At 61.0% G+C, this 23179-nt stretch carries 17 protein-coding genes; 7 read left to right on the top strand and 10 right to left on the bottom strand.

What is annotated here, in order from left to right:
* Positions 1-164 precede the first annotated feature (164 nt).
* The 4 genes from antA (at position 165) to FW764_RS25735 (ending at position 4610) form a co-directional block, all read left to right on the top strand.
* A complete protein-coding gene (gene antA / locus FW764_RS25750) occupies positions 165-1556 on the top strand; it encodes an anthranilate 1,2-dioxygenase large subunit (protein ID WP_446436341.1) in 1392 nt (463 codons plus the stop codon).
* Entirely contained in the window at positions 1556-2047 is a 492-nt protein-coding gene (gene antB / locus FW764_RS25745; RefSeq protein WP_446436340.1) for an anthranilate 1,2-dioxygenase small subunit, read from the top strand. Before antA ends, antB begins: the two co-directional genes overlap by 1 nt.
* Positions 2048-2126: 79 nt before the next feature.
* A complete protein-coding gene (gene antC, locus FW764_RS25740; RefSeq protein ID WP_446436339.1) occupies positions 2127-3134 on the top strand; it encodes an anthranilate 1,2-dioxygenase electron transfer component AntC in 1008 nt (335 codons plus the stop codon).
* Between the two features lie 72 nt (positions 3135-3206).
* Positions 3207-4610, top strand: coding sequence for an amino acid permease (locus tag FW764_RS25735; RefSeq protein WP_446436338.1), 1404 nt, complete (start codon positions 3207-3209; stop codon positions 4608-4610).
* 146 nt (positions 4611-4756) lie between these two features.
* On the opposite strand, the gene kynA is transcribed toward FW764_RS25735, so the two are convergent.
* Positions 4757-5614, bottom strand: a complete 858-nt coding sequence (kynA, locus tag FW764_RS25730; protein ID WP_446436337.1) for a tryptophan 2,3-dioxygenase — start codon at positions 5612-5614, stop codon at positions 4757-4759.
* A complete protein-coding gene (kynB, locus tag FW764_RS25725; RefSeq protein WP_446436336.1) occupies positions 5611-6261 on the bottom strand; it encodes an arylformamidase in 651 nt (216 codons plus the stop codon). Before kynB ends, kynA begins: the two co-directional genes overlap by 4 nt.
* Positions 6262-6647: 386 nt before the next feature.
* On the opposite strand from kynB, the gene FW764_RS25720 reads away from it, so the two are divergent.
* Positions 6648-6992: a cupin domain-containing protein gene (locus FW764_RS25720; RefSeq protein WP_003194115.1), complete on the top strand. Its 345-nt coding sequence runs from the start codon at positions 6648-6650 to the stop codon at positions 6990-6992.
* Positions 6993-7040: 48 nt separating this feature from the next.
* On the opposite strand, the gene mmsB is transcribed toward FW764_RS25720, so the two are convergent.
* Entirely contained in the window at positions 7041-7928 is an 888-nt protein-coding gene (gene mmsB, locus FW764_RS25715) for a 3-hydroxyisobutyrate dehydrogenase (RefSeq protein WP_446436335.1), read from the bottom strand.
* Between the two features lie 15 nt (positions 7929-7943).
* The gene (locus tag FW764_RS25710; RefSeq protein WP_221295643.1) at positions 7944-9461 is read right to left on the bottom strand and encodes a CoA-acylating methylmalonate-semialdehyde dehydrogenase; all 1518 of its coding nucleotides are present in this window, start codon (positions 9459-9461) and stop codon (positions 7944-7946) included.
* 129 nt (positions 9462-9590) lie between these two features.
* On the opposite strand from FW764_RS25710, the gene FW764_RS25705 reads away from it, so the two are divergent.
* The gene (locus FW764_RS25705) at positions 9591-10538 is read left to right on the top strand and encodes a LysR family transcriptional regulator (protein WP_446436334.1); all 948 of its coding nucleotides are present in this window, start codon (positions 9591-9593) and stop codon (positions 10536-10538) included.
* A gap of 331 nt (positions 10539-10869) precedes the next feature.
* Complete coding sequence (locus tag FW764_RS25700) at positions 10870-11160, top strand: DUF3077 domain-containing protein (RefSeq protein WP_446436333.1); 291 nt, start codon at positions 10870-10872, stop codon at positions 11158-11160.
* Positions 11161-11354: 194 nt separating this feature from the next.
* Here FW764_RS25700 and FW764_RS25695 read toward each other — a convergent pair whose 3' ends face one another.
* From FW764_RS25695 to recC, 6 genes are all read right to left on the bottom strand, one after another.
* Positions 11355-11846, bottom strand: coding sequence for an OmpA family protein (locus tag FW764_RS25695; protein ID WP_446436332.1), 492 nt, complete (start codon positions 11844-11846; stop codon positions 11355-11357).
* Between the two features lie 4 nt (positions 11847-11850).
* On the bottom strand, positions 11851-13113 hold the full coding sequence (locus tag FW764_RS25690) for a diguanylate cyclase domain-containing protein (RefSeq protein ID WP_446436331.1): 1263 nt from the start codon (positions 13111-13113) through the stop codon (positions 11851-11853).
* The gene (locus tag FW764_RS25685) at positions 13110-13676 is read right to left on the bottom strand and encodes a YfiR family protein (RefSeq protein WP_446436330.1); all 567 of its coding nucleotides are present in this window, start codon (positions 13674-13676) and stop codon (positions 13110-13112) included. The genes FW764_RS25690 and FW764_RS25685 overlap by 4 nt, the downstream gene beginning before the upstream one ends.
* Positions 13677-13823: 147 nt before the next feature.
* Entirely contained in the window at positions 13824-15890 is a 2067-nt protein-coding gene (gene recD, locus FW764_RS25680) for an exodeoxyribonuclease V subunit alpha (protein WP_446436329.1), read from the bottom strand.
* Entirely contained in the window at positions 15887-19561 is a 3675-nt protein-coding gene (gene recB / locus FW764_RS25675; protein ID WP_446436328.1) for an exodeoxyribonuclease V subunit beta, read from the bottom strand. Before recB ends, recD begins: the two co-directional genes overlap by 4 nt.
* Positions 19558-23010: an exodeoxyribonuclease V subunit gamma gene (recC, locus tag FW764_RS25670; protein WP_446436327.1), complete on the bottom strand. Its 3453-nt coding sequence runs from the start codon at positions 23008-23010 to the stop codon at positions 19558-19560. Before recC ends, recB begins: the two co-directional genes overlap by 4 nt.
* Positions 23011-23179: the final 169 nt, after the last annotated feature.

Raw genomic sequence — 23179 nt, 5'->3', positions numbered from 1 at the left:
TTCCCTTGGTATGACAGTAGCGCATCGCGTCACCACGGCGCACCGAGCTGGGTATTTGCTGCTCAATTTTCCGGCGCAGGTTCCCCCACTAAGCGGATAGCCCAGGCCCTGCCCCGCTGCCTCTAATGAACCACCGATTAGCCCCTATCAAAAAGGTGCCTCCCATGAGTGGTGCAAGAAGCGTCGAGCAGTGGAAAACGTTTATCGAAGGCTGCCTGGATTTTCGCCCGGCCGATGAAGTGTTCCGCATCGCGCGGGACATGTTCACCGAGCCGCAATTGTTCGACCTGGAGATGGAGCTGATCTTCGAAAAGAACTGGATTTACGCCTGCCACGAAAGCGAGCTGGCCCATAACCACGACTTCGTGACGATGCGCGCCGGGCGCCAGCCGATGATCATCACCCGCGACGGCGAGGGCCAACTGAATGCGCTGGTCAACGCCTGCCAGCATCGCGGCACCACCCTCACGCGGGTCGGCAAGGGCAACCAATCGACCTTCACCTGCCCGTTCCATGCCTGGTGCTACAAGAGCGATGGCCGGCTGGTGAAGGTCAAGGCGCCGGGCGAATACCCGGAAGGTTTCGATAAGGCCACTCGCGGCCTGAAAAAGGCGCGCATCGAAAGCTACAAGGGCTTTGTGTTTATCAGCCTGGACGTGAATGGCACCGACAGCCTGCAAGACTTCCTCGGCGACGCCACAGTGTTCTTCGACATGATGGTCGCGCAGTCCGCCACCGGTGAGCTGGAAGTGCTGCCGGGCAAATCCGCCTACACCTATGACGGCAACTGGAAGCTGCAGAACGAAAACGGCCTGGACGGTTATCACGTCAGCACCGTGCACTACAACTACGTGGCCACGGTGCAGCATCGCCAGCAGGTGAACAGCGAAAACGGCACCGGCTCAGGCGCCACACTGGACTACAGCAAGCTCGGCGCAGGCGATGCGAACACCGATGACGGCTGGTTCGCCTTCAACAACGGCCACAGCCTGTTGTTCAGCGACATGCCCAACCCGAGCGTGCGTTCCGGCTATGCCACCATCATGCCGCGCCTCGTGTCCGAACACGGCCAGCAGAAGGCCGAATGGATGATGCATCGCCTGCGCAATCTGAATATCTACCCAAGCCTGTTCTTTCTCGACCAGATCAGCTCGCAGTTACGGATTATTCGCCCGGTGGCGTGGAACAAGACCGAGATCATCAGCCAGTGCCTGGGAGTGAAAAACGAGTCCGACGCCGACCGCGAAAACCGTATCCGCCAGTTTGAGGATTTCTTCAACGTCTCCGGCATGGGCACACCCGATGACCTGGTGGAATTTCGCGAGGCCCAACGCGGCTTCCAGGGCCGCCTGGAGCGCTGGAGTGATATCTCACGCGGCAGCCACCGCTGGGAGACCGGCCCAACACCGAACAGCGAAGCCATCGGCATCCAGCCCGCGATGACCGGCACCGAATTCACCCACGAAGGCCTCTACGTCAACCAGCACCGTAATTGGCAGCAGTTCTTGCTCAAGGGCCTGGACCAACAAGCGCTGACACTGCGGGAGGTGAAGTGATGAACGCGCAATTGCAGTACCAGATCGAACAGTTTTTCTACCGCAAATCCGAGCTGTGCGATGCCCAGGATTGGGATGCCTATGTGCAATTGTTCGACCCGCAGAGTGAATTACACCTGCCGCAATGGGACTCGGAACACGTCTACACCCGCGACCCCAAGCGCGAGATGTCGTTGATTTATTACGCCAACCGTTCAGGGTTGGAAGACCGCGTGTTCCGTTTGCGCACCGGCAAGGCCGCATCGGCCACGCCGATGCCGCGTACGTTGCACCTGATCAATAACGTGCGCGTTGCCGAGCAACCCGGCGGGTTACTGGAAGTAAAGCTGAACTGGCACACACTGTTCTATCGGCTGGCCACTTCGGAGCAGTTTTATGGGCACGCCACCTACAGCCTCAAACCCCATGGCGACAGCTGGTTGATCACGCGCAAGCACGCCCTGCTGCTCAACGACACCATCAACTCGGTGCTGGATTTTTATCACCTGTAGCGAGCACCGCCCTGTGGCGAACGGGCTTGTTGTGGCGAGCGGGTCAGCTACAAAAAATCAGATATGCGGAGTTATGCGGATGAATCACAAAGTGGCCTTCAGTTTTGCCGACGGCAAGACCCTGTTTTTCCCGGTGGGTGTTAACGAAATCCTGTTGGACGCGGCCCTGCGCAACGGCATCAAGATCCCGCTGGATTGCCGCGAAGGCGTGTGCGGCACCTGCCAGGGCCGTTGCGAGTCGGGCGATTACACCCAGGACTACGTCGACGAAGAAGCCCTCTCCAGCCTCGACCTGCAACAACGCAAAATGCTCAGTTGCCAGACGCGGGTCAAATCCGACGCGACGTTTTACTTCGATTTTGATTCGAGCCTGTGTAACGCACCTGGCCCGGTGCAGGTGCGTGGCACGGTGAGCGACGTACAGCAGGTGTCGGCCAGCACGGCCATCCTGCAGGTGCAGTTGGAGGATTCGCTGGATTTTCTGCCGGGCCAATACGCCCGCCTGTCGGTGCCCGGCACCGACAGTTGGCGCTCGTACTCCTTCGCCAATCGGCCGGGCAGTCAATTGCAGTTTCTGGTACGCCTGCTGCCCGATGGCGTCATGAGCAACTACCTGCGCGAACACTGTCAGGTCGGTGACGAAGTGCTGATGGAGGCGCCATTGGGTGCGTTTTATCTGCGGCATGTCACTCAGCCGCTGGTGCTGGTGGCAGGCGGCACCGGGTTGTCGGCGTTGCTGGGCATGCTTGATGAGCTGGCGGCCAACAGTTGCAAGCAGCCGGTGCACTTGTACTACGGCGTGCGCGGAGCCGAAGATTTATGCGAGGCGGCGCGGATCAGGCAATACGCCGCAACAATCCCCGGCTTTCGCTATACCGAAGTGCTCAGCAACCCATCGCCGGAATGGCCCGGCAAGCGCGGCTACCTCACCGAACATTTCGACCTGGCCGAATTGCGGGACAGATCGGCGGATATGTACGTGTGCGGCCCCCCACCGATGGTCGAATCCATCCAGCAATGGCTGGCGGATCAGGCACTTGATGGTGTTCAGCTGTATTACGAAAAGTTTACGCAGAGTAATATCTGACCCCTCAGCAGTTCTGAGGGGCGGGTGCGGCGTGCAATCAACCCTGAGAAAAACAAGTAGAAGGGAATGTTAATGGCGGATGACATGGTTAACCCGGTAGGCCTCAAGCGTGGCCTGAAGAACCGGCATATTCAGCTGATTGCCTTGGGAGGGGCGATTGGCACGGGGTTGTTCCTCGGCTCGGCCGGGGTGCTCAAGTCGGCGGGGCCGTCGATGATCCTGGGTTACGCGATTGCGGGTTTTATCGCGTTCCTGATCATGCGCCAGCTCGGCGAGATGATCGTCGAAGAGCCCGTGGCTGGCTCCTTCAGCCACTTCGCGCACAAATACTGGGGCGGTTACGCGGGCTTCCTGGCCGGCTGGAACTACTGGGTGCTCTACGTGCTGGTGGGCATGGCCGAACTGACGGCCGTGGGCAAGTACATCCAGTTCTGGTGGCCGGAAATCCCGACCTGGGTCAGCGCGCTGGTGTTCTTTGTCGCGGTGAACCTGATCAACACCCTGAACGTGAAGTTCTTCGGTGAAGCCGAGTTCTGGTTCGCGATCATCAAGGTGGTGGCGATTGTCGGCATGATCGTGCTCGGCTGCTACCTGCTGTTCAGCGGCACCGGCGGCCCGCAAGCCTCCGTCAGCAACCTGTGGAGCCACGGCGGGTTCTTCCCGAATGGCGGCATGGGGCTGTTGATGTCGATGGCCTTCATCATGTTCTCGTTTGGTGGCCTGGAGCTGGTGGGCATTACCGCCGCCGAGGCCAGCGAGCCGCGCAAAGTGATCCCCAAAGCCATCAACCAGGTGGTCTACCGGATCCTGATTTTCTACGTCGGCGCCCTGACCGTGCTGCTGTCGCTGTACCCGTGGGACCAACTGCTGCAAACCCTCGGCGCATCGGGCGATGCCTACAGCGGCAGCCCGTTTGTGCAGATCTTCTCGCTGATCGGTAACGACACCGCCGCGCACATCCTCAACTTCGTGGTGCTGACTGCAGCGTTGTCGGTGTACAACAGCGGCGTGTACTGCAACAGCCGTATGCTGTTTGGCCTGGCCGAACAAGGCGATGCGCCTAAAGCGCTGATGAAACTCAACAAGCAAGGCGTACCGCTGCGCGCCCTGGCGATTTCAGCGCTGGTGACCATGCTGTGCGTGGTGGTCAACTACGTCGCGCCCAAGAGCGCCCTTGAGTTGCTGTTCGCGCTGGTGGTTGCCTCGCTGATGATCAACTGGGCGCTGATCAGCATCACCCATATCAAGTTCCGCAAGGCCATGGGCGAGCAAGGCGTGGTGCCGTCGTTCAAGACCTTCTGGTTCCCGTTCAGCAACTACCTGTGCCTGGCGTTCATGGTGATGATCATCAGTGTGATGCTGGCGATTCCGGGGATAAATAAGTCGGTGTATGCGATGCCGGTGTGGGTGGGGATTATCTATATTGCCTACCGGATGCGGATCAAAAAGGGTAGCGCTGTAGTGAATGCACAGTGATCCCTGTGGGAAGAGGCTTGCTCCCGATAGCGGTATGTCAGAGACCGGATGTATTGGCTGACAGACTGCCATCGGGAGCAAGCCCCCTCCCACATTCTTGATGGCATTCCAAATGTAGAAAGCCCCGGGATTCCGGGGCTTTTTGTTTAGAGCGTGGAACGGACTCGCCACAGTTCGGGGAATAGCACCGTATCGAGCATCTTGCGCAGGTAACCCACGCCCTCGGTACCGCCGGTGCCCGGCTGGAAGCCGATAATCCGCTCCACTGTGGTGACATGTCGAAAACGCCACTGGCGGAACGAATCCTCCAGGTCGATAAACTTCTCGGCCAACTGATACAAATCCCAATACCGGCTCGGGTCGCGATACACCTCACGCCACGCCGCCTCCACCGACTCATCATGAACCGTGGCCGCCGTTGGGTCGCGTTCGCCGCGTTTGGGGTCGATCGCCAAGCCAGCCTTGGCCATCAGATTGATCGCCTCGTCATACAGCGACGGTGTGGCAATCGCCACTTTCAACTCGTTCAATAACTCTGGCCGATGTGCGTGAGGACGCAACAGCGCCGCGCTTTTATTGCCGAGGATAAATTCGATCTCACGGTACTGGAACGACTGGAACCCCGACGACTGCCCCAGAAACGGGCGAATCGCCTTGTACTCCGACGGCGTCATGGTCGCCAGCACCGCCCAGGCGTGCACCAGTTGATCGAAGATCCGCGACACCCGCGCCAGCATTTTGAACGCTGGTGGCAACTCACCCTGGCGCACGTGTTCGCGAGCGGCCTTGAGCTCGTGCAGCATCAGTTTCATCCACAGCTCGGACGTCTGGTGCTGGATGATAAAGAGCATTTCGTTGTGGTCCGGCGACAACGGGTGCTGAGCGCTGAGGACTTTGCCCAAGTCCAAGTAATCGCCGTAGCTCATCGACTCGGAAAAATTCAGCTCGGCGTTATGCCACTCTTCCGGCGGTTGGTAGTCAGCAGAGAAGGGACATTGGCTCATCGCGTAAGCTCCTTGAGCGGGCGGAGAATGGCGCGAACCGGGCTCGCGTCCAGGTTGGCAAAGCGCAGCGGCAGCGCGATCAGTTCATAGTCACCCTCCGGTACGTCATCGAGCACAATGCCTTCGAGAATCGCCATGCCATGGCGAGCCACGGCGTTGTGGGAATCCATGGTCTTGGACTGTTGCGGGTCCAGCGAGGGCGTATCGATACCGATCAGGCGCACACCCAGGCTGGCGAGCAGCTCAATGGTTTGCGGCGCGATGGCGGTGAAGTTCGAGTCCCATGCCGTCAGCGGCGCTTGTGGATAAGTGCGCAGCAGCACGCGCTCCGGCAGGTTATCCACACGCCCTTGCAGTTGATGCGGCTGCACCAGCGCGCCACTGCCCAGGCAATGCAACACCCGGCACGGGCCCATGTACACATCAAGCGACACTTCGCCAATCGGCGCACCGTCCGCGCTGTAGTGCAGCGGTGCATCCACATGGGCGCCGGTGTGCGGCGAGAAGGTCACGCGACCCACATTCACGGGGCACTCGGGGCCGAACTGCCACACGCGCTCTTCCTGGAACGGCGTATCGCCCGGCCAGGTCGGGGTGGCCGCGCTCAAGGGCGGGCTGATATCCCACCACGTTTTTATTGGGTTCATTTCAAGGCTCTCACTCGTTCTAAGGTGAATGATACGAGGGCCAGCCGTGCATTTTCTTGCTAATTCCTGCGCCAGACGGGAATTCTTTCGTACTTACTGCGAGGAAATGGCGGATTGACGCCCGAAAATTTCGTCTGACGAAAGCAGCTCAAACACTGAAGATCCAATGTGGGAGCGGGCTTGCTCGCGAATGCAGAGTGTCAGTCACTGAATACTTAGGCTGACCCAACGCCTTCGCGAGCAAGCCCGCTCCCACATGGACTGCATGGGTGTCAGAGGAATCGCATCCGCCTGCGCTTCTGGGCATCCCGATGTCGAGTTCAGACCACTGACGCAACGCCCAAGGCCTTAGGGTTCACCTTTGCATTCACTGCCTCGGAGGCATCATGTCCAAGCCCATCACCGTACTTCGCGACACCCACCCACTGCCGGTGCTGGATGCCTGCAAATGGGAAAAACTCGAAGGCGACCCGCACACCGTCAACCTCAATGCCTACACCAGCGAAGACGGCAGCAAGATCATGGGCACCTGGATCTGCACACCAGGCAAGTGGTATGTGGAATACGTGAAGTGGGAATACTGCCATTTCCAGGAAGGCTACTGCGTGATCACCCCCGAAGGCATGGCGCCGATTCACTTGCGGGCTGGGGATATCTTTGTGGTGGAGCCGGGGATGAAGGGGACGTGGGAAGTGGTTGAGACGGTGCGTAAGTATTTTGTGTTTGCGTGACCCGCAAAAACCCGGGAGCCCGCCAGCGGCAGGCTCCCGGAAAATGCCCTATTCGGGCTTACGATAGCTGTTGATGATCGCCGAGAAGTCTTTGCCGCCTTCCCCGCGCTGGCTCATCGATTGGTACAACTGCTGGGCCACGGCACCGAGAATCACCGGTTGCTTGGCTTGGCGCGCGGCTTCGGTGGCCAGGCTCAAATCCTTGAGCATCAAATCGGCACCAAAACCACCGGTATAACCTCTGGACGACGGCGCGGTTTCAATCACGCCCGGCCATGGGTTGTAGGTGTCGGAACTCCAGCAGCGACCGGTGGAGCTGTTGATGATCCCGGCCAGCACCTGGGTGTCGATGCCCAATGCATCGCCCAAGGCCATGGCTTCGCTGACGCCGACCATGCTGATGCCGAGCAACAGGTTGTTGCAGATCTTGGCGATCTGGCCGGTGCCGACGTCGCCGCAATGCACAATGTTACGGCCCATCTGCGCCAGCACCGGTTGCAGAGTGGCGAACAGTTCTGGCGTGGCGCCGACCATGAAAGTCAGGGTGCCCGCGCTGGCGCCGCCGGTGCCGCCGGAGACGGGGGCGTCGGCAACGGCTACACCTTGCTTCGCCGCCGCAGCCGCTACATCACGGATGGTTTGCGGGTCGATGGTGCTGCAATCCACTGCCGGTACGCCCTTGCCGATCCCGGCGAGCACGCCGTCTTCATTCAGCCACACACTGCGCACGTGGGCAGCGGCGGGCAGCATGGTAATCACCAATTCAGCGCCGTTAGCCGCATCACGCGGGGAATCGCTGACAGTGCCGCCGAGTTCGGCCAGCTCTTTGAGAACCGTCTGGTTCAGGTCGAACAGGTTCAGCGCGTGGCCGGCCTTGATCAGGTTGCGGGCCATGGGCGCGCCCATGTTGCCCAAGCCGATAAATGCAATCTTCATGGTCGTCTCCCGAAATCAGCGCAGGTTGATGGTGGTGTTGACGCCATCGTTGACCGTGTCGTCGTCGAACCAGCGGCTCGTGACAGTTTTGGTCTGGGTGTAGAACTGCACCACTTGCTTGCCGTACGGGCCCAGGTCGCCGAGCTTGGAGCCACGCGAGCCGGTGAAGCTGAAGAACGGCACCGGCACCGGGATCGGGATGTTGATGCCGACCTGGCCTACATCGATTTCGCTCTGGAACTTACGTGCCGCCGCACCGCTTTGGGTGAACAGGCCGGTGCCGTTGCCGAACGGGTTGGCGTTGACCAGCGCGATGGCCTCATCGAGGGTCGCAACCTCCAGCACCACCAGCACCGGGCCGAAGATTTCCTGGGTGTAAATCTGCATGTCCGTGGTCACGCCCGAGAACAGGGTCGGGCCAACAAAGTTGCCTTGCTCGAAGCCCGGCACCTTGATGTCGCGCCCGTCCAGCTCCAGCTTGGCGCCTTCTTTCACGCCGCTTTCGATCAGTTCCAGGATGCGCGCCTTGGCACGTTTGGAAATCACCGGGCCGACATCCGTACCGGCTTCACTGCCGGCATTCACTTTGAGCTTTTGCGCCAACGCCTTGAGGTCCGGCAGCCATTGCTTGGCCGCGCCCACCAGCACCACCACCGAGGTGGCCATGCAGCGCTGGCCCGCTGCGCCGAAACCGGCGCCGACCAGGGCATTGAGGGTGTGTTCGCGGTTGGCGTCCGGCAGCACCACGGCGTGGTTCTTGGCGCCCATCATCGATTGCACGCGCTTGCCGTGTTTACCGGCCAGGTCGTAGACGTGAGTGCCCACAGCCGTCGAGCCGACGAACGACACGGCCTTGATGTCTTTATGGGTGCACAGCGCATCCACCACGTCCTTGCCGCCGTGCACCACATTGAGCACACCCGCCGGTACACCGGCTTCCAGCGCCAGCTCCACCAGCAACATGGTCGACAGCGGGTCTTGCTCGGACGGTTTGAGCACGAAGGTGTTACCGCAGGCAATCGCCATCGGGAACATCCACAGCGGAATCATCGCCGGAAAGTTGAACGGGGTAATGCCGGCGCACACGCCGATGGGTTGGCGCAGGGTGTAGGTGTCGACGCCACCGGCGACGTTTTCAGCGAATTCGCCCATCTGCAAGGTGCCGATAGAGCAGGCGTGTTCCACCACTTCCAGACCACGGAAAATATCGCCCTCGGCATCGGCAATGGTCTTACCCTGCTCGGCGCTGAGGACCACGGCGATGCGTTTGGAATGTTCACGGATCAGGGCTTGCAGCTTGAGCATGATGCGCATGCGTGCGCCAATCGGCGTCAGTTTCCAGGTCTGGAAGGCGCTGTGGGCGGCGTCGATGGCGGCGTTGACTTCATCGGCGGTGGCGAAAGGAACTTTGGCCAGCACTTGCTGGGTGGCCGGGTTAACGATGTCTTGCCAGTGGGTGGTCTTGGACTCGACCCATTCACCATTGATCAGCAACTTGACCTGTTGCACGGAAATATCGGCAGAAGCGTTCATGTGGTCTCCAATCTTGTAGTTATGCAGAGACAAGGCGCGTGAGTCGCCTTGGAAATGAGGCGTTCGGACTGTTTTTCGAGTATAGATGTGCAAATCTCTAATAAGAACGCACATAAAAGCCGGTCCAATATGCAAAAAAACATCACATCACTGGGCTCCCTGAACTGGGATGACCTGAAGTTTTTCCTCGAAGTGGCCCGCACCCGCAAGGCCAGCGTGGCCGCCAAGCGCCTGGCGGTGGACTACACCACCGTGTCGCGGCGCATCAGTTCTTTGGAAGTGTCGCTCGGCACCTTGCTGTTCGAAAAATCCCGGACCAACGGCTTTGTCCTTACCGCCGAGGGCCAGCGTTTGCTGGGTTACGCGGAGTCCATCGAAAGCACCTTGCACATGGCTTGCGAGCAGGTGTCCGGCTCCGGCGTGGCACTGTCCGGCCATGTGCGCATGGGTTGCACCGAAGGTTTCGGCAGTTTTTTTGTTACCCCGCAGCTCAGCCACTTCGTCGACACGTACCCCGCGATCTCGGTCGACATCCTGCCCCTGCCCCACTTCATCAGCCTGTCCAAGCGCGAAGCCGACATCGTTATCGCCCTGGAACGCCCGGAACACGGGCCGTACGTGTGCTGCAAACTGTGCGACTACAAACTGCAGCTCTACGCGACCCAGGACTACCTCGACCAACACCCGCCCATCCAGCGCCCGGCAGACTTAGCTGAGCATCCGTTTATCAGTTACGTGGATGACCTGGCGTTCAGTTCCGAGCTGTTGTACCTGGCGAATGTGGTGCCCGGCGCCAGCGCGAGTTTGCGCAGCACCAGCGTGATTGCACAGTACGTCGCCGCGCAGCAGGGCCGGTCGATGGCGATATTGCCGTGCTTTCTGGCGGCGCAGGACCCGCGGTTGTTGCCGGTGCTGGGGGAGGAGATTGCGATTACGCGGCAGTTCTGGATGTATTGCCGGGAGGATTTGAGGAAGCTGAAGCGGATTACGTTGTTGTGGGACTACATCAGGGAGGTGACGGAGCAGAATCAGGGGTTGCTGATGGGGGAGACGCGGGAGATCAAGTTTGCGGATTAAAGGGCCATCAACGACGATTCGCTTTAAATCGCAGGACGTTTCCTAGAGACTCTCCACCCTATTGCGCCTTACTGTTTGGGTCACTAGCCTCCCTGGGTCGCTGCACATCAGCGATCGGGTTTAGCGATCCGGGTTTCAGGCGTGTCACTGCCCCCAACAGTATTAGCTGGCTCTCGTCAGCTTTTAGCGTTTTATGGCGGCTGTGTGCGGGAGACTTTCGAGTCTACCCGGGATGCGCTCTGGCCCGGATCGCTAACCTGCACACAGCTGCCACCCTCTTCATGTTTAGCGATGTGATGTGGCGGCTCTACTTCAGCAGAGAGCAATCGTCATGAGCAAAATCGTCCCCGATCCACCGCTTTCCTCCATCACCACCCTCGGCGTCGTCACCTTCGGCGATTACGGCGAAAACCAAAAACCCCTGTTCCGCGTCAATTCCGGCATGCCGATTGAGCAAGCCCTGGAACACGCCTCCCCCCTGCTTTTTTACTCCAAGAAACTCGCCATGGAAGCCGCCATGGATGTGCGCGGCGAGCAATACGCGTGGGCTGCGCATTACCTGTGTGAGATGGGCAAGGCCGTGGTGGATGACTTGACACAGGCGATGACGCCGGGCAGTTAAGCGAACACTGTAGCGAGCACGCTGCAAAAATAAATGTGGGGCTTGCTCGCGAATGCGGTGGGTCAGCCAATAAATATGTGGCTGAACGACCGCCATCGCGAGCAAGCCCGCTCCCACATTTTTGAACTGTGGCGGACGCAGAACTTTGGTCATGCACATTTGACAGCATTGCAGCATTGGAACGGGTTAAGCGGTTAGTCCGCGATCACCACAATCGACACTCGCCGATTCTCGGTGCGCCCCGCTACCGTGGTGTTCGGCGCCACCGGTTCGCTGCTGCCCAGGCCGCGCAGTTGGATGTTTTCTTCTTTCATGCCCACACCGGTCAGCACTTTGCCCACGCTTTTGGCGCGGCGTAGGGACAGTTGTTGGTTGTAGCTCTCTTTGCCCGAGGCGTCAGTGTGGCCGTCTACGCGTACGCGGTCGATGCCGGCGCCGACCAGGGCTTTGCCGATGCGTTCGACGATGTCGGTGCTGGCTTTGTTGAGGCTTTCCACGTCGCTGCCGAACAGTACTTTGCCCGACAGCCCGAACGCCCAGCCTTCGTCGGTGAGTTCAAAGCCTTGTTGTTTGAGGACCGCGACTTGGGCCGGGCTCAGGCCTTTGGGTGGGGGCGTCTGGCAGCCGCCGAGGGCAAGGAATGCCACCAGTAAGGTAATAAACATAAAACGCGCGGTCGAGAACAAGGGATCAACTCCTGTGGTTAACATTTGCGGCGGTGGGCGCAGGTTCCGCCGTTTGCTGGCCGCCCTGGGATAAGCGTTTGGCCTGGTACATCGCCGCATCGGCGGCATTGAGCAGGGTGCCGGGGGTGGCACCATGCTCGGGATAAACGGCAATGCCGATACTGAGGGAGGTCAACACCTGGGTGTTGCCGGGCAGTGGGATCGGTTTGTCCATGCTGGCAATGATCTTGTCGGCGATGCGCTGCGCATCTTCGAGTTTGTGCAGCGGTGCCAGCAGCACTGCAAATTCATCGCCGCCCAGGCGTGCCACCAAGTCGTCTTCACGCAGTTGCGCGCGCACGCGCTCGGCGACGGCGACCAAAACGGCATCACCGGCGGCGTGACCGAAGTTGTCGTTGATGTCTTTGAAGCGGTCGCTGTCAAGGAACAACACCGCCACCCGCTCGTTGACCCTGGCAGCACTGCGCAGAGCGCGAATCAGCCGGCCTTCGAAGAACGCGCGGTTGGGCAGGCCGGTCAGGCTGTCGTGGCTGGCCTGGTGGGCGAGGGTTTCGTTTTCACTTTGCAGGTGGCTTTGCCAGGCTTCCATCTCGCCGAGCAAGGCATTGAAGTCGCTGCCCAGGCTGTCGAGTTCGGCGATTTGCGCCGGGGGCACACGGCGGTCAAAATCGCGTTCGCTGCGGGCAGCGTGAGCCACAGAAGCAAGGCTTTGCAGGGGTTGAGTAATGCCGAGTAGCAAGCGACGCGCCAGGTACAACGCCACCCAGGCACTGAGCGCGGTGCAGATCAGGATCCCGGCTAGACCGCTGAGCAGAAAGCGCAGCAGGCTGCCGCCATGACCGACGAGGTGAATGCTGCCGACAGTTCGCCCTTGGTGCAGGATCGGCTGGCGGATGGGTTGTTCGAGCAAGGTATGCGCCAGCGCCAATTCCACTTGCGACAACATCCCGGTCTCCGGCCGTACCCATTGCGCCAGCAGCTTGCCGTTGGCATCGAAAACTTCGGCCTGGGCCACCTCTTCGGTTGAGGCGATCAGGCTGAGCATTTCGGTGGCGGCGGCGCTGTCGTTGAACACCACCGCCGCTTCCACGGTGTAATTGATGGAGCGCGCGATCAGGTTCAGGTTGTGATCGGCATACACGCGCAGCGCCAGCACACCGAGCAAGGTCAGCGACACACTGGCCAGGGTCACGGCGACCAATGCCAGGATCAAGTGCCCGCGACCGATGACCGAACGCAAGGTCGGCCGCGCTTTTGGTTTGCTCATGGCGTCGGCGCTCGACGACGGGACAGTTGCAACACGCTGGGGTGAATGCGCACGCCACTGCGGGCGACGGAGTCCAGGTTGACCTCAAACGACACCTGCTCATCGCCCACGCGCAGGCAGAACAAGCTGCCCACGGTGCATCGGTCGCCGCCTTCGCTGATGCTGAGCACCGGGTGGCCGATCAGCGACGCGAACAGCCGAGTGCGCTCATCGTCGGAGAGCTTGCCGATGTACACGGCGTCGCAGGCATTGACGATATCCGGGTGGTCCGCCAGCAGGCGATGTACCACCACCGGGCGACCGGTGGCCTGGGTGGTCCCTTTGATCAGGTCATCGGTGTATTGGGTCGGGCCGACGATGCATAGCCGCAGTTGCGCAGGCTCCACCGGCCAGCGCGCGTAACTGAGGATGCCGAGGACCACTTGAGTGACGGATTGGGCGCGGTGATCGGCCAGGCTGGGCGTCTGCGCAAATACCCGCGGCGCGAGCAGGCACAGAGCCGCCACCAGTAACATGTGTCTCCAGCTCAAACTACGCTCTGCGGGCGAGACAGCCACGTTCATGCAGCAATTCTCTCAGGTGTTTTTTCAAGGTGATGCCGCAACGATAGCACAGCAACGGAAAACCCCGCGAAGAGCTGCTTTCGCGAGATTCGCTATTTTTTCAGAAAAATCAGACAACTGAATCAGAAATATTTCATGACCGATCAGTCAGTTTTTTTCAGCCGGCACGTCCAATTCCAACATCAACCCACTCAAGCGCTTGACCTTGCGCCTTACGGCTTCCTCAAACACGCCACCACGCGGTTCGATCAAGCTGAACCAGCGCTTGGCGCGGGTGATGCCGGTGTAGATCAGCTCTTTGGTCAGCACCGGGTTCAGTGCGTCCGGCAGGATCAGCGCGGTGTGGGTAAATTCCGAGCCCTGGGATTTGTGCACGGTCATGGCGTACACGGTTTCCACATCGTTCAGACGGCTGGGCAGTACAAAACGCACGCCGCCCTGGCCGTCGTTGCGTGGGAAAGCTACGCGTAGCACTTGGGGTCCGCCGTCGCTTTCGGGCAGCTTGAGGGCGATGCCGATGTCGCCGTTCATCAGGCCAAGGCCGTAATCGTTGCGCGTCATTAGCACCGGGCGGCCTTCATACCACTGGTCGTCGCCTTCGATCAGCCGCACTTTGCGCAAAGCGGCAGTGATGCGCAGGTTCAGCCCTTCCACGCCCCAGGGACCTTTGCGCACGGCGCAGAGCAGCTGAAACGCGTCGAAGGCTTGCAGCAGTTGTTGCGCCCAGAGGGTCCAGGCCACATTGTCACGCGGTGTATCGAGGGCCGGGCGAGCGCTGTGCAGCAGGTTCAGGTAATAGCGATAACCCTGGGCTTCGTCGCCCTGCCCGTCCAATACCAGGCGCTCAAGGGCGTGGTCGTGTTCGCCCTTGAGGCTGAGGCAGAACAGGTCGTCGTGGCGGCGGGCGGCGAGCAGTTTGCGCGCCTCTTCGGCGTTTTGCTGGTTGACCCAGCGCGCCAGTTGGCCGATGCCGCTGCCTTCGCCGAAACGCCGCGAGTAGCGCAGCATGACCACTTGCTGGGCCAGCGGGTGGCTGGCGTCGAGGTCTTCGTGCAGGCCACTGGCGCTGAGGTCTTCGCCGCTCACCGCTTGCAGCCATTGGGAAGTTTCGGGGCTGTACCAGCCGGCTTCCGCGTCGCGGCACAAGTCGCCGAGTACGGCACCGGCTTCCACCGAGGCGAGTTGGTCTTTGTCACCGAGCAGCACCAGACGTGCGTGAGGCGCCAGAGCGTCGAGCAGGTTGGCCATCATTTCCAGGTCGATCATTGAGGCTTCGTCCACCACCAGCACATCCAGGGGCAATGGGTTGCCGACGTGGTGGCGGAAGTGCCGCGTGCCAGGACGACTGCCTAGCAGGCGGTGAACGGTGGTGACCAGGGTCGGGATTTTTTCCCGTACGCTGTCCGGCACATTCAGCGACAGCACTTGCTGGCTGATGGATTCAGTGAGGCGTGCGGCGGCTTTGCCGGTGGGCGCAGCCAGGCGGATACGCAACGGGCTGCCGGCGCCCACCGCGGGTGCTTGCAACAGCGCGAGCAGGCGCACCACCGTGGTGGTCTTGCCGGTGCCGGGGCCGCCGGTGACGATGCTGAAGGCACCGCGAGTGGCCAAGGCGCAGGCGAGTTTTTGCCAGTCGATCACGCCGTCGGGTGGCGGTTGGTCGAACAGGCTATTGAGGCGTTGCGCCAAATCGGTGCCGACGGCTTCCTGAGTGGCCAGGCGCAAGCGCAACGCCGTGTCGATGCGCCGTTCGTAGGCCCAATAGCGGCGCAAGTACAGGCGTTTACCGGACAGCACCAATGGACGGCTTTGCGCGGCGTCGCTGCCATCGACGGCCAGTGCGACCAATTGGCTGGAGGCCAGCGCATGGCACCAATGGGCGCCGTCGAGGCCGTCGAGCAATTGCGACGGCAGCAACATGGCGCCGGTTTGCAGGTCGCCTTCGGGTGGCAGCGACAGGGCGAAATCCGGGGCCTTGAGGGTTTCGAACAGGTCGAGGCACACGTGACCATGGCCCAATTGGTGGCTGGTTAACGCCGCAGCGAGCAACACCAGCGGGTCGGCCTGCGGATCAAGTTCGTGGAGGAAACCGACAAAGGCCTTGTCCAGCGCGCGTAGCCAACCCCGGTCAACCCAACGTTCCAGCAGTTGCACCAGGTCGGCGGCGTGGTTGAGCGGCATCAGCGCCTCAAGCGGTAACGGCGACAGGCTCATAACAACACTCCTTGTTCCCAGGCGGGCTCAACCTTGGGCGGGATGGGTTTGCCCTGGAACAACAGGTCCAAGCCTTCGATCAGTTCACGTGGAGGCCGGGTGAAATACGCGCCTCGGCTCACCGATTGAGTGCCACGCAGGAAAACGTAGAGCGCACCGCCGACGTGGCGGTCGTAGTCGTAATCGGGCAGACGCGCTTTCAACTGGCGGTGCAAGGCCAGTAGGTAAAGCACGTATTGCAGGTCGTAACGATGCTCGAGAATCGACTGTTCCATGGCGTCAAAGGTGTAAGCCGAATCTTCGGGGCCGAGCCAGTTGGATTTGTAATCGGCCACGTAATACCGGCCGCCGTGCTCGAAGGTCAGGTCGATAAAACCTTTGAACATGCCGTTGAGCAGCACCGGTTCGGCGGCCACGCGGGACACGCCGTTGTGGGTGTACTGGCACACCAGCTTGTCGAGGGCGAGTACATCGACTTTGTGGCTGGCGAACCAGAACTCCATTTCGATCTGGTACTGCTGCAGACCGCTCAAGGTGACGTGGCCGTTATCCATTGGCAGTGGTGTTTGCAGCAGGTGGCCGAGCCACCCGCTCAGGGTAACGATCCAGCCTTCCCAATTGCGCCGGTTACAGCGGGCGCCCACGGCCTTTTCGATGGCCTCGGGTGTCACGATAAAACCCTCTTCGCCCGCCCATTCCAACAGGCCGTGAAGGAAAGTACCGGGGTTAGGCCCACGTGGGAAACGGTGAATATCGCCGCCAGTCGCCGCCACTTCACGCGGTGCATCGGGGTCGAGGCGCTCGTCGTCGAAGAGCTTCTGGGCTTGCGGGCTTTCCGGCGCTTCGAGCGGCGCGGCGCTCATGCTGTCGCCAATGCGCAATGCACTGTAGGAGGCGATCCACCAATTTTCGGCGGCCTTGCGCGTGGGCAGCAACGGCGCGAGCAAGGTGGCATCGTTGCGCGGCGGGTGGAACAAGATCTCTTGCGCGTCGGGCACCTGGCTGTAATGGATGGCGGCGCAGCCTTCCTGCAGGTTCTGCAACCAGCGCGCGAGTGCGGCGGACTCGCTCAGCGATGCACCGTCGCCCAGCAAGTAGCCCAGCGCCGACAGATGCAGGACGGAGCTGCTGTTATTGCCGCGTTTGAGGTCGGCAATGCCCAGCCAGCACGCGTGCTTGGCGCGAGTGAGGGCGACGTAGAACAAACGCAGGTCTTCGGCCAGCCGCTCGTCGTCAGCCTGGGCGATCAGCTCAGCGGTGGGCCGCAGGCTGACCTGGGATTTACCCTGTTCGTCGTGGTAATGCAGCGGCAGGCGGCTGCCATCCACCGGTTTGGCCGAGCAGATGAACGGCAGGAAAACCAGGTCGTATTCCAGGCCTTTGGACTTGTGGATAGTCACCACCTTGACCAATTGCTCATCACTCTCCAGGCGCAGGATCTGCTCCTCACCGGCCTGACCTGACAGCGCCAAGTGCTCAGCCAGATGGCGGATCAACGCCTGTTCGCCGTCCAGCTCCGAGGCAGCCTGTTGCAGCAGCTCGCTGAGGTGCAACAGGTTAGTCAGCACACGTTCGCCGTCGCTGCGGGCGATCAGGGTTTGCGGTAGTTTGAAATCATGCAACAGACGCCGCAGCATCGGCAGCACACCTTGGGTACGCCAGATTACGCGGTAGCCACGGAACTGCATCACGCGGGTTTCCCACGCCAGTTCGTCCTGGTTCAGACGCTCCAGTTCCGCCAGTGACAGGTTTAAGGTGACGCAGGCCAAGGCGGCACGCAGCGGCCGCTCGACGTCGGGCTCGGCGCAGGCTTTGAGCCAGGCCAGCAAGTCGTGGGCTTCCTGGGCGGCGAAGACTGAGTCTTTGTCCGACAAGTACACGCTGCGCACGCCACGGGTGGCCAACTCAGCGCGCACGGCTTGGGCTTCTTTACCGTCGCGCACCAAGATGGCGATGTCTGACGGCAGTACGCCTTTGAAGTTACCGTCCGCTTGTAGGAAACCGCTGGTACCCAGTTGTCCACCATTGAGTAACTCAACGATTTGCGTGGCGCAGGCAGCCGCCAGTTGCCGCCGATACAGCGCGTTGGATAGCGGCTGATCGGTGGGCACGTGCCAGAGGTTCATCGCTGGCAACGTCTGGCCATCGACCTGTAGTTGCTCTCTGCGACCTTGGGATAGAACCGAGTGGAACGGCACCGGGTTGTCGCCATTCGACTCGCGGAACAGGAACGCGCCACGGCCGGTTTCTGCGCGTTGGAACACGTGGTTCACCGCTTCGACCATCGCATGGCTGGAGCGGAAGTTGGTGCCCAAGGTGTGGTGGCGGCCGGTGGTGGACTGGCGAGCGCGCAGATAGGTGTAGATGTCGGCACCGCGGAAGGCGTAGATCGCCTGCTTGGGGTCGCCGATCAGGAATAGGCCGCTGTCGAGGTGGTTTTCTTCGATACGGTAGATGCTGTCGAAGATGCTGTATTGCACCGGGTCGGTGTCTTGGAATTCGTCGATCAGGGCCACCGGGAACTGCTCGCGGATCACACTGGCCAGGCGCTCGCCGCCATCTGTTTGCAGGGCGGCGTTGAGGCGGATCAGCATGTCGTCGAAGCCCATTTCGGCGCGGCGGCGTTTTTCTTCTTCGAAGCGTTTACCTACCCAAGCAGCGGCGTGTTGCAACACGGCGGCGTCGGGGGTGGGCAACGCGTCGAGGCTGGCTTTGAGACTGGCCATGGCGTCGATGCCGGGGTGGCGTGGAGGCGCGCCCTTCCAGGCTTCGGCCATGCCGTCGGGCGTCAGGCGGGTGAAGCCCGTGCTGATGTCCAGTTGTTCGAGGGTTTCGTCAGCGGCCCAGGCGCTGATCTTTTCGAACCAGGGCTCGAAGTAACGCGCTTGCATCTTGCGGCCGTCGACGGCTTTGGCGGCTACAGCTTGCAGGCAAATGTCGCGCAGTTCGGCGGCCCATTGTTGCCACGGTGCCTTGAGGGTTCTCAGAGCTTCGCGGCGCTCTTGCAGACAGGCGTTGATCAGCTCGGCCGGTTCGCGCGTCTCGTCGGTAGGCCGTTCGCTGCCGAACAGCGCTCGCACCCGCGGCATCAGCGCGGCGGGCCCCCCCCAGTTTTTGCGGACCCAGCTAAGCGCGTCGTCGTGCATCGGGTAGCAGAACAGCCGCCAGTAATCGCGCAGCACTTCGCCGAGCAGGTCGCTGTGGTCGGTTTCCAGGGTTTGGGTGAACAGGCTGCCGCTGTCGAACGCGTGTTCGCGCAGCATGCGCTGACACCAACTGTGAATGGTCGAAACGGCAGCTTCGTCCATCCATTGGGCGGCGATGTCCAGGCGATTGGCGCAAGCAGGCCATTGCTCGGGGATGTATTCGTCGCGCAGGTCGGCGATCAGGGCGTCCGGTTGCTCGATTTCTTCGCGGAAGAAGCGTGCGGCCTCGGCCAGGCGAATGCGGATGCGTTCGCGCAGCTCTTTGGTGGCGGCGTCGGTGAAAGTCACCACCAGAATTTGCGGCGGCAACAGTTCGCGGCCGAAGCCGGACTCATCACCACCGTGGCCGAGTACAAGGCGCAGGTACAAGGCGGAAATGGTGAAGGTCTTGCCAGTGCCGGCACTGGCTTCAATCAACTGGCTGCCTTTGAGCGGGAAGGCCAGAGCCAAAGGTTTACTGATCATGCGCTGGCCTCCTCACTGCTGAGCGATCGCCACGGGGCGTTAATCAACGGGCGATACAGGGTTTCGGCCCAGCCTTCGAATTCTTCGCTGGCGATGAGCGTGGCGTAGTCGGGGAACTGGCGGGTGAGCGCCGGGGTTTCGCGGCGTTCGCCGTCGGTGGTCAGGCCGTCACCTTCGTAGGCTTTACTGGCGGCGGCCTGGGCCTTGGCGGGGTCGGTTTGGCCGAGCCAGGCGAAGGCGGTTTTAACGGCCACTGGAAGCGGTTTCCGCATGCCGGTATGCCAGGCCAGCAGCAGGTTGCCAAGGATTTCCTCGGCGCTGGATCTATCCAATGGAGCCAGCAGCAAGGTGTCGTCACTGGCGACCAAACCGGTGCTCAGCGGCAGACCGCAGGCGCAGGCCACCACGTGATTGACCCAGGGGTGAATCAGGCGGTGCCACTTACGCGTCTTGATCGAACCGATGCTGTTGGGGAGGGTAGTGACGCTGAGCAAGCCGCCGTCACTGCGTCGATGCAAGCCACTGATCCAACCTTCGAGCTGGATGCCTTGGTGCTCAAAACTGATCGGTTCCGCGGTTGTATGTGGTGTAGGCCAGAGCGCCAATAAGTGCTGGTAGCGTTGCAGCAGATCGGGCAACGGCTCAATCAGTTCGTTACGCAGGCACTCGCCGAAACCGACCATGGGCAGCAAGCCACTACCTTGCAGGCGCAGGGCTTGGGCATTGAGGGCCTGGTCTACGTGATCGGGCTGGCTCAGTGCGGCGTTCAGCAAACTATCGCTGAGGCTGTAGCGTTGCAGCGCGTCGAGCACGAAGGGTTCTTCATCGGCCAGCGGTACTTCGGCGGCTTCGAAGAACACTTTCAGACGTTGGCTGAAGAAATGTTTGACCGGGTGGCGCAGGAAGTCCTGCAGCTGGCCAAGGCTCAGCGGCTCTTCCTGGTGGTGCTCCGCCAGTTCGCATTCTTTTATGAGTGCATCAGGTGCTTCGTGCAGCAATTGCCACTCGCGGGCGTAGCTGAACAGTGCGTCGCCTTCGTGGAAATAGCGAGCGCTGAAGGGTTGGAGCGGATGTTCCTGGGTCATTGCCTCCAGCAATGGTTCTTCTGTTTGTGCGTTATGCCAGCCGCTGGCGAGATGGTCGCGCATCTGGCCGATCAGTACCGAGGCTGGGCGGTCGCTGTTGTCGCGGATGCTGCGGCCTACCCAACTGATGTAGAGCTGGTCACGAGCGGACAGCAGGGCTTCGAGCAGCAAGTAGCGGTCGTCTTCGCGGCGTGAACGGTCGCCGGGGCGGTAGTCGCTGCCCATCAGGTCGAAGTCCAGCGGCGGTTGCGCGCGCGGGTAGTCGCCGTCGTTCATGCCGAGCAGGCAGACGAGCTTGAACGGAATGGCGCGCATAGGCATCAGTGTGCAGAAATTGACAGCTCCGGCGAGAAAGCGCTGGGACAGCCGGCCTTGGTCGAGGCCCGCCAGCCAGGCTTCACGGACTACGGTGAGGGGTAACTCAACTTGTAGGCCGACGGACTCACAGGTTTCCAGCCAGTCTTCTCTGAGCTGTTCGAGTTGGCCCAGCAGGTAGTCGTCGTGTTCGCTGCTGGGCAGGAAAAACAGTTGCATCAGGCGTTGCAGGCGCTCGCCCCATGCTTGAGGGGCTGCCGGTTGAGAAAGGGCCTGATGCGCATCGTTGAGTGCGTCGAGCAAGGCGACCAACGGGCCGATTAGGGCCGCATCAAGGCCGCCGATTTCGTCATAGGGTTCAATGTCGTGGCAGGCAACACCGGTGCCGACGGCGTAACCCAGCAGCATGCGGCGCAGGCCAAACCGCCAGCTGTTTTGTTCCAGCTCATGGGGGAGGCCGAGGCCGGCGCGTTGTTCGGCATTGAGGCCCCAACGGATGCCAGCGCCTTCGATCCAGCGGTGCAACGTAGGCAGATCGCGTTCCTTGATGGCGAAACGTTCGCGCAGGGCGGGGACGTCGAGCAAGTCGAGGATTTCGCTGACGGGGAAGCGGCTGTCGGGGAGTTTGAGCAGGTGTTCGACGGCGATCAGCAGAGGGTCGCGGCCGCGCTGCCCTTGGTCGGTGAGCGTGAAGGGGATGAAGCGTGGATCACTTCTTTCCAGTTGGCCGAACACGGCGCGAATATGCGGCGCGTAGCTATCGACATCGGGGACCATAACGATGATGTCGCGCGGGCGCAGCGTGGGATCGGCGCTGAAGCGTTGGAGTAATTGGTCGTGGAGAATTTCCACTTCGCGTTGGGCGCTGTGGGCGATGTGGAAGCGAATGGAGCTGTCGTTATTGAGGTCGACGCCCGGCCACAGCTCGCGTGTTTCGTTGAGCGGGCGTAGTTCGAGGATGTCGTCCTGCAACTGGTTGAGCAGCGTGGTGGGCTCGCTTTCGCTGAACAGGTCGATGCGGCCATCACGGAAGGCGGCGCGATAGCTGTTGGGGTCGTCATAACTGTCCAGCAGGCTGATGTAGTCACGGCCCTGTTTGCCCCAGGCGGCGAGCAGCGGGTGCGCGTGCTGGTGCAGGCTTTGTGGGTCGATAATGACCGGCATACCAGCCTTGCGCGCTTGGCGTTTGTATTCGTTACGCAGCAGGTCTTTGTCGGCGACGATGTCGGACCAGTGATGGCGGCAAGGGTTGTGCACGCAGAGCAAGACCTGGCTGAACCTTGCCAAACCGGCGAGGGCTTCCAGGGCTTGCGCGGGCAGTGACGAAATGCCGAAAACGATCACTCGGGATGGCAGGCCTGGCGGGGCTTTCTCCAGGTTATTGATACGCTCGATGAAGCGCTGGTGAACACCGGCGCGGCTTTCGGCCATGCCCTCTTCACCCACGTCCAACAGTAGTGCACGCCATAGTTCTGCCTGCCAGCAGTTCGCTGGATTTAGCGGTTTGGTTTCGCCTCGACCGTTGCGCAGTTGGTGGCGGCCGGCGGCCCAATCTTCCAGCCAGTCGGCGCGGTAGACTTGATATTGGTCGAACAGGTCGGCCAAACGTTCGGCGAGTTGATAGCGTTTGCGCAGGTCGGTGTCGTGGGTGAGGAAGCGCTGCAGGGGCTCGAAGTGCGGTTGATCGATGAGCTCGGGGAGTAGGCGCATCAGTCGCCAGGTCAGTGGGGCTTTATCGAGCAGGGACTTGGGCGGGATCTCATCTTTACCGAGGACCATGCGATAGAGCTGCCACATGAAGCTGCCGGGAAGCTGCACATCAATGGCCGCAGCGATGCCGCAGCCGCCCGTGTCGTCCTCTTCCGGGTCTTCGGCCAGGGCCAGCTTTAGCCATTGGGCGATGCCGTTGCTTTGCACCAGAACGATTTCGTTTTCCAGGGGAGCGAGCGGATAACGGCGCATCCAGCTGACTACCAGGCTACGCAGTTCATCCAGACGGTTGCCATGAACGACCATGAATCCAGCACTGAGGGACGTCGCATCCGGCATAACGGCTTCCTTAGGAAAAGCAAAATCGAGGCATGGACTTTAACATTGAAGGCGACCACAGGCTGCAAACGAGGCGAGCCGCATTAAGCGATGATCCACAGGAATATTTTTCGACCGCCCAAAACAAAACCCCTGTTTGCGTTAGCAAACAGGGGTTCTGGAATTTAAT

The sequence above is a fragment of the Pseudomonas sp. 1152_12 genome (genome assembly GCF_052850675.1).
Note: the sequence above shows the minus strand (reverse complement) of the source record. Positions and strands in the feature narration are given on the sequence as shown.

Coding starts and splice junctions, on each gene's coding strand:
- antA (WP_446436341.1), top strand. CDS start 165: ATGAGTGGTGCAAGAAGCGTCGAGCAGTGGAAAACGTTTATCGAAGGC.
- antB (WP_446436340.1), top strand. CDS start 1,556: ATGAACGCGCAATTGCAGTACCAGATCGAACAGTTTTTCTACCGCAAA.
- antC (WP_446436339.1), top strand. CDS start 2,127: ATGAATCACAAAGTGGCCTTCAGTTTTGCCGACGGCAAGACCCTGTTT.
- FW764_RS25735 (WP_446436338.1), top strand. CDS start 3,207: ATGGCGGATGACATGGTTAACCCGGTAGGCCTCAAGCGTGGCCTGAAG.
- kynA (WP_446436337.1), bottom strand. CDS start 5,614: ATGAGCCAATGTCCCTTCTCTGCTGACTACCAACCGCCGGAAGAGTGG.
- kynB (WP_446436336.1), bottom strand. CDS start 6,261: ATGAACCCAATAAAAACGTGGTGGGATATCAGCCCGCCCTTGAGCGCG.
- FW764_RS25720 (WP_003194115.1), top strand. CDS start 6,648: ATGTCCAAGCCCATCACCGTACTTCGCGACACCCACCCACTGCCGGTG.
- mmsB (WP_446436335.1), bottom strand. CDS start 7,928: ATGAAGATTGCATTTATCGGCTTGGGCAACATGGGCGCGCCCATGGCC.
- FW764_RS25710 (WP_221295643.1), bottom strand. CDS start 9,461: ATGAACGCTTCTGCCGATATTTCCGTGCAACAGGTCAAGTTGCTGATC.
- FW764_RS25705 (WP_446436334.1), top strand. CDS start 9,591: ATGCAAAAAAACATCACATCACTGGGCTCCCTGAACTGGGATGACCTG.
- FW764_RS25700 (WP_446436333.1), top strand. CDS start 10,870: ATGAGCAAAATCGTCCCCGATCCACCGCTTTCCTCCATCACCACCCTC.
- FW764_RS25690 (WP_446436331.1), bottom strand. CDS start 13,113: ATGAGCAAACCAAAAGCGCGGCCGACCTTGCGTTCGGTCATCGGTCGC.
- FW764_RS25685 (WP_446436330.1), bottom strand. CDS start 13,676: ATGAACGTGGCTGTCTCGCCCGCAGAGCGTAGTTTGAGCTGGAGACAC.
- recD (WP_446436329.1), bottom strand. CDS start 15,890: ATGAGCCTGTCGCCGTTACCGCTTGAGGCGCTGATGCCGCTCAACCAC.
- recB (WP_446436328.1), bottom strand. CDS start 19,561: ATGATCAGTAAACCTTTGGCTCTGGCCTTCCCGCTCAAAGGCAGCCAG.
- recC (WP_446436327.1), bottom strand. CDS start 23,010: ATGCCGGATGCGACGTCCCTCAGTGCTGGATTCATGGTCGTTCATGGC.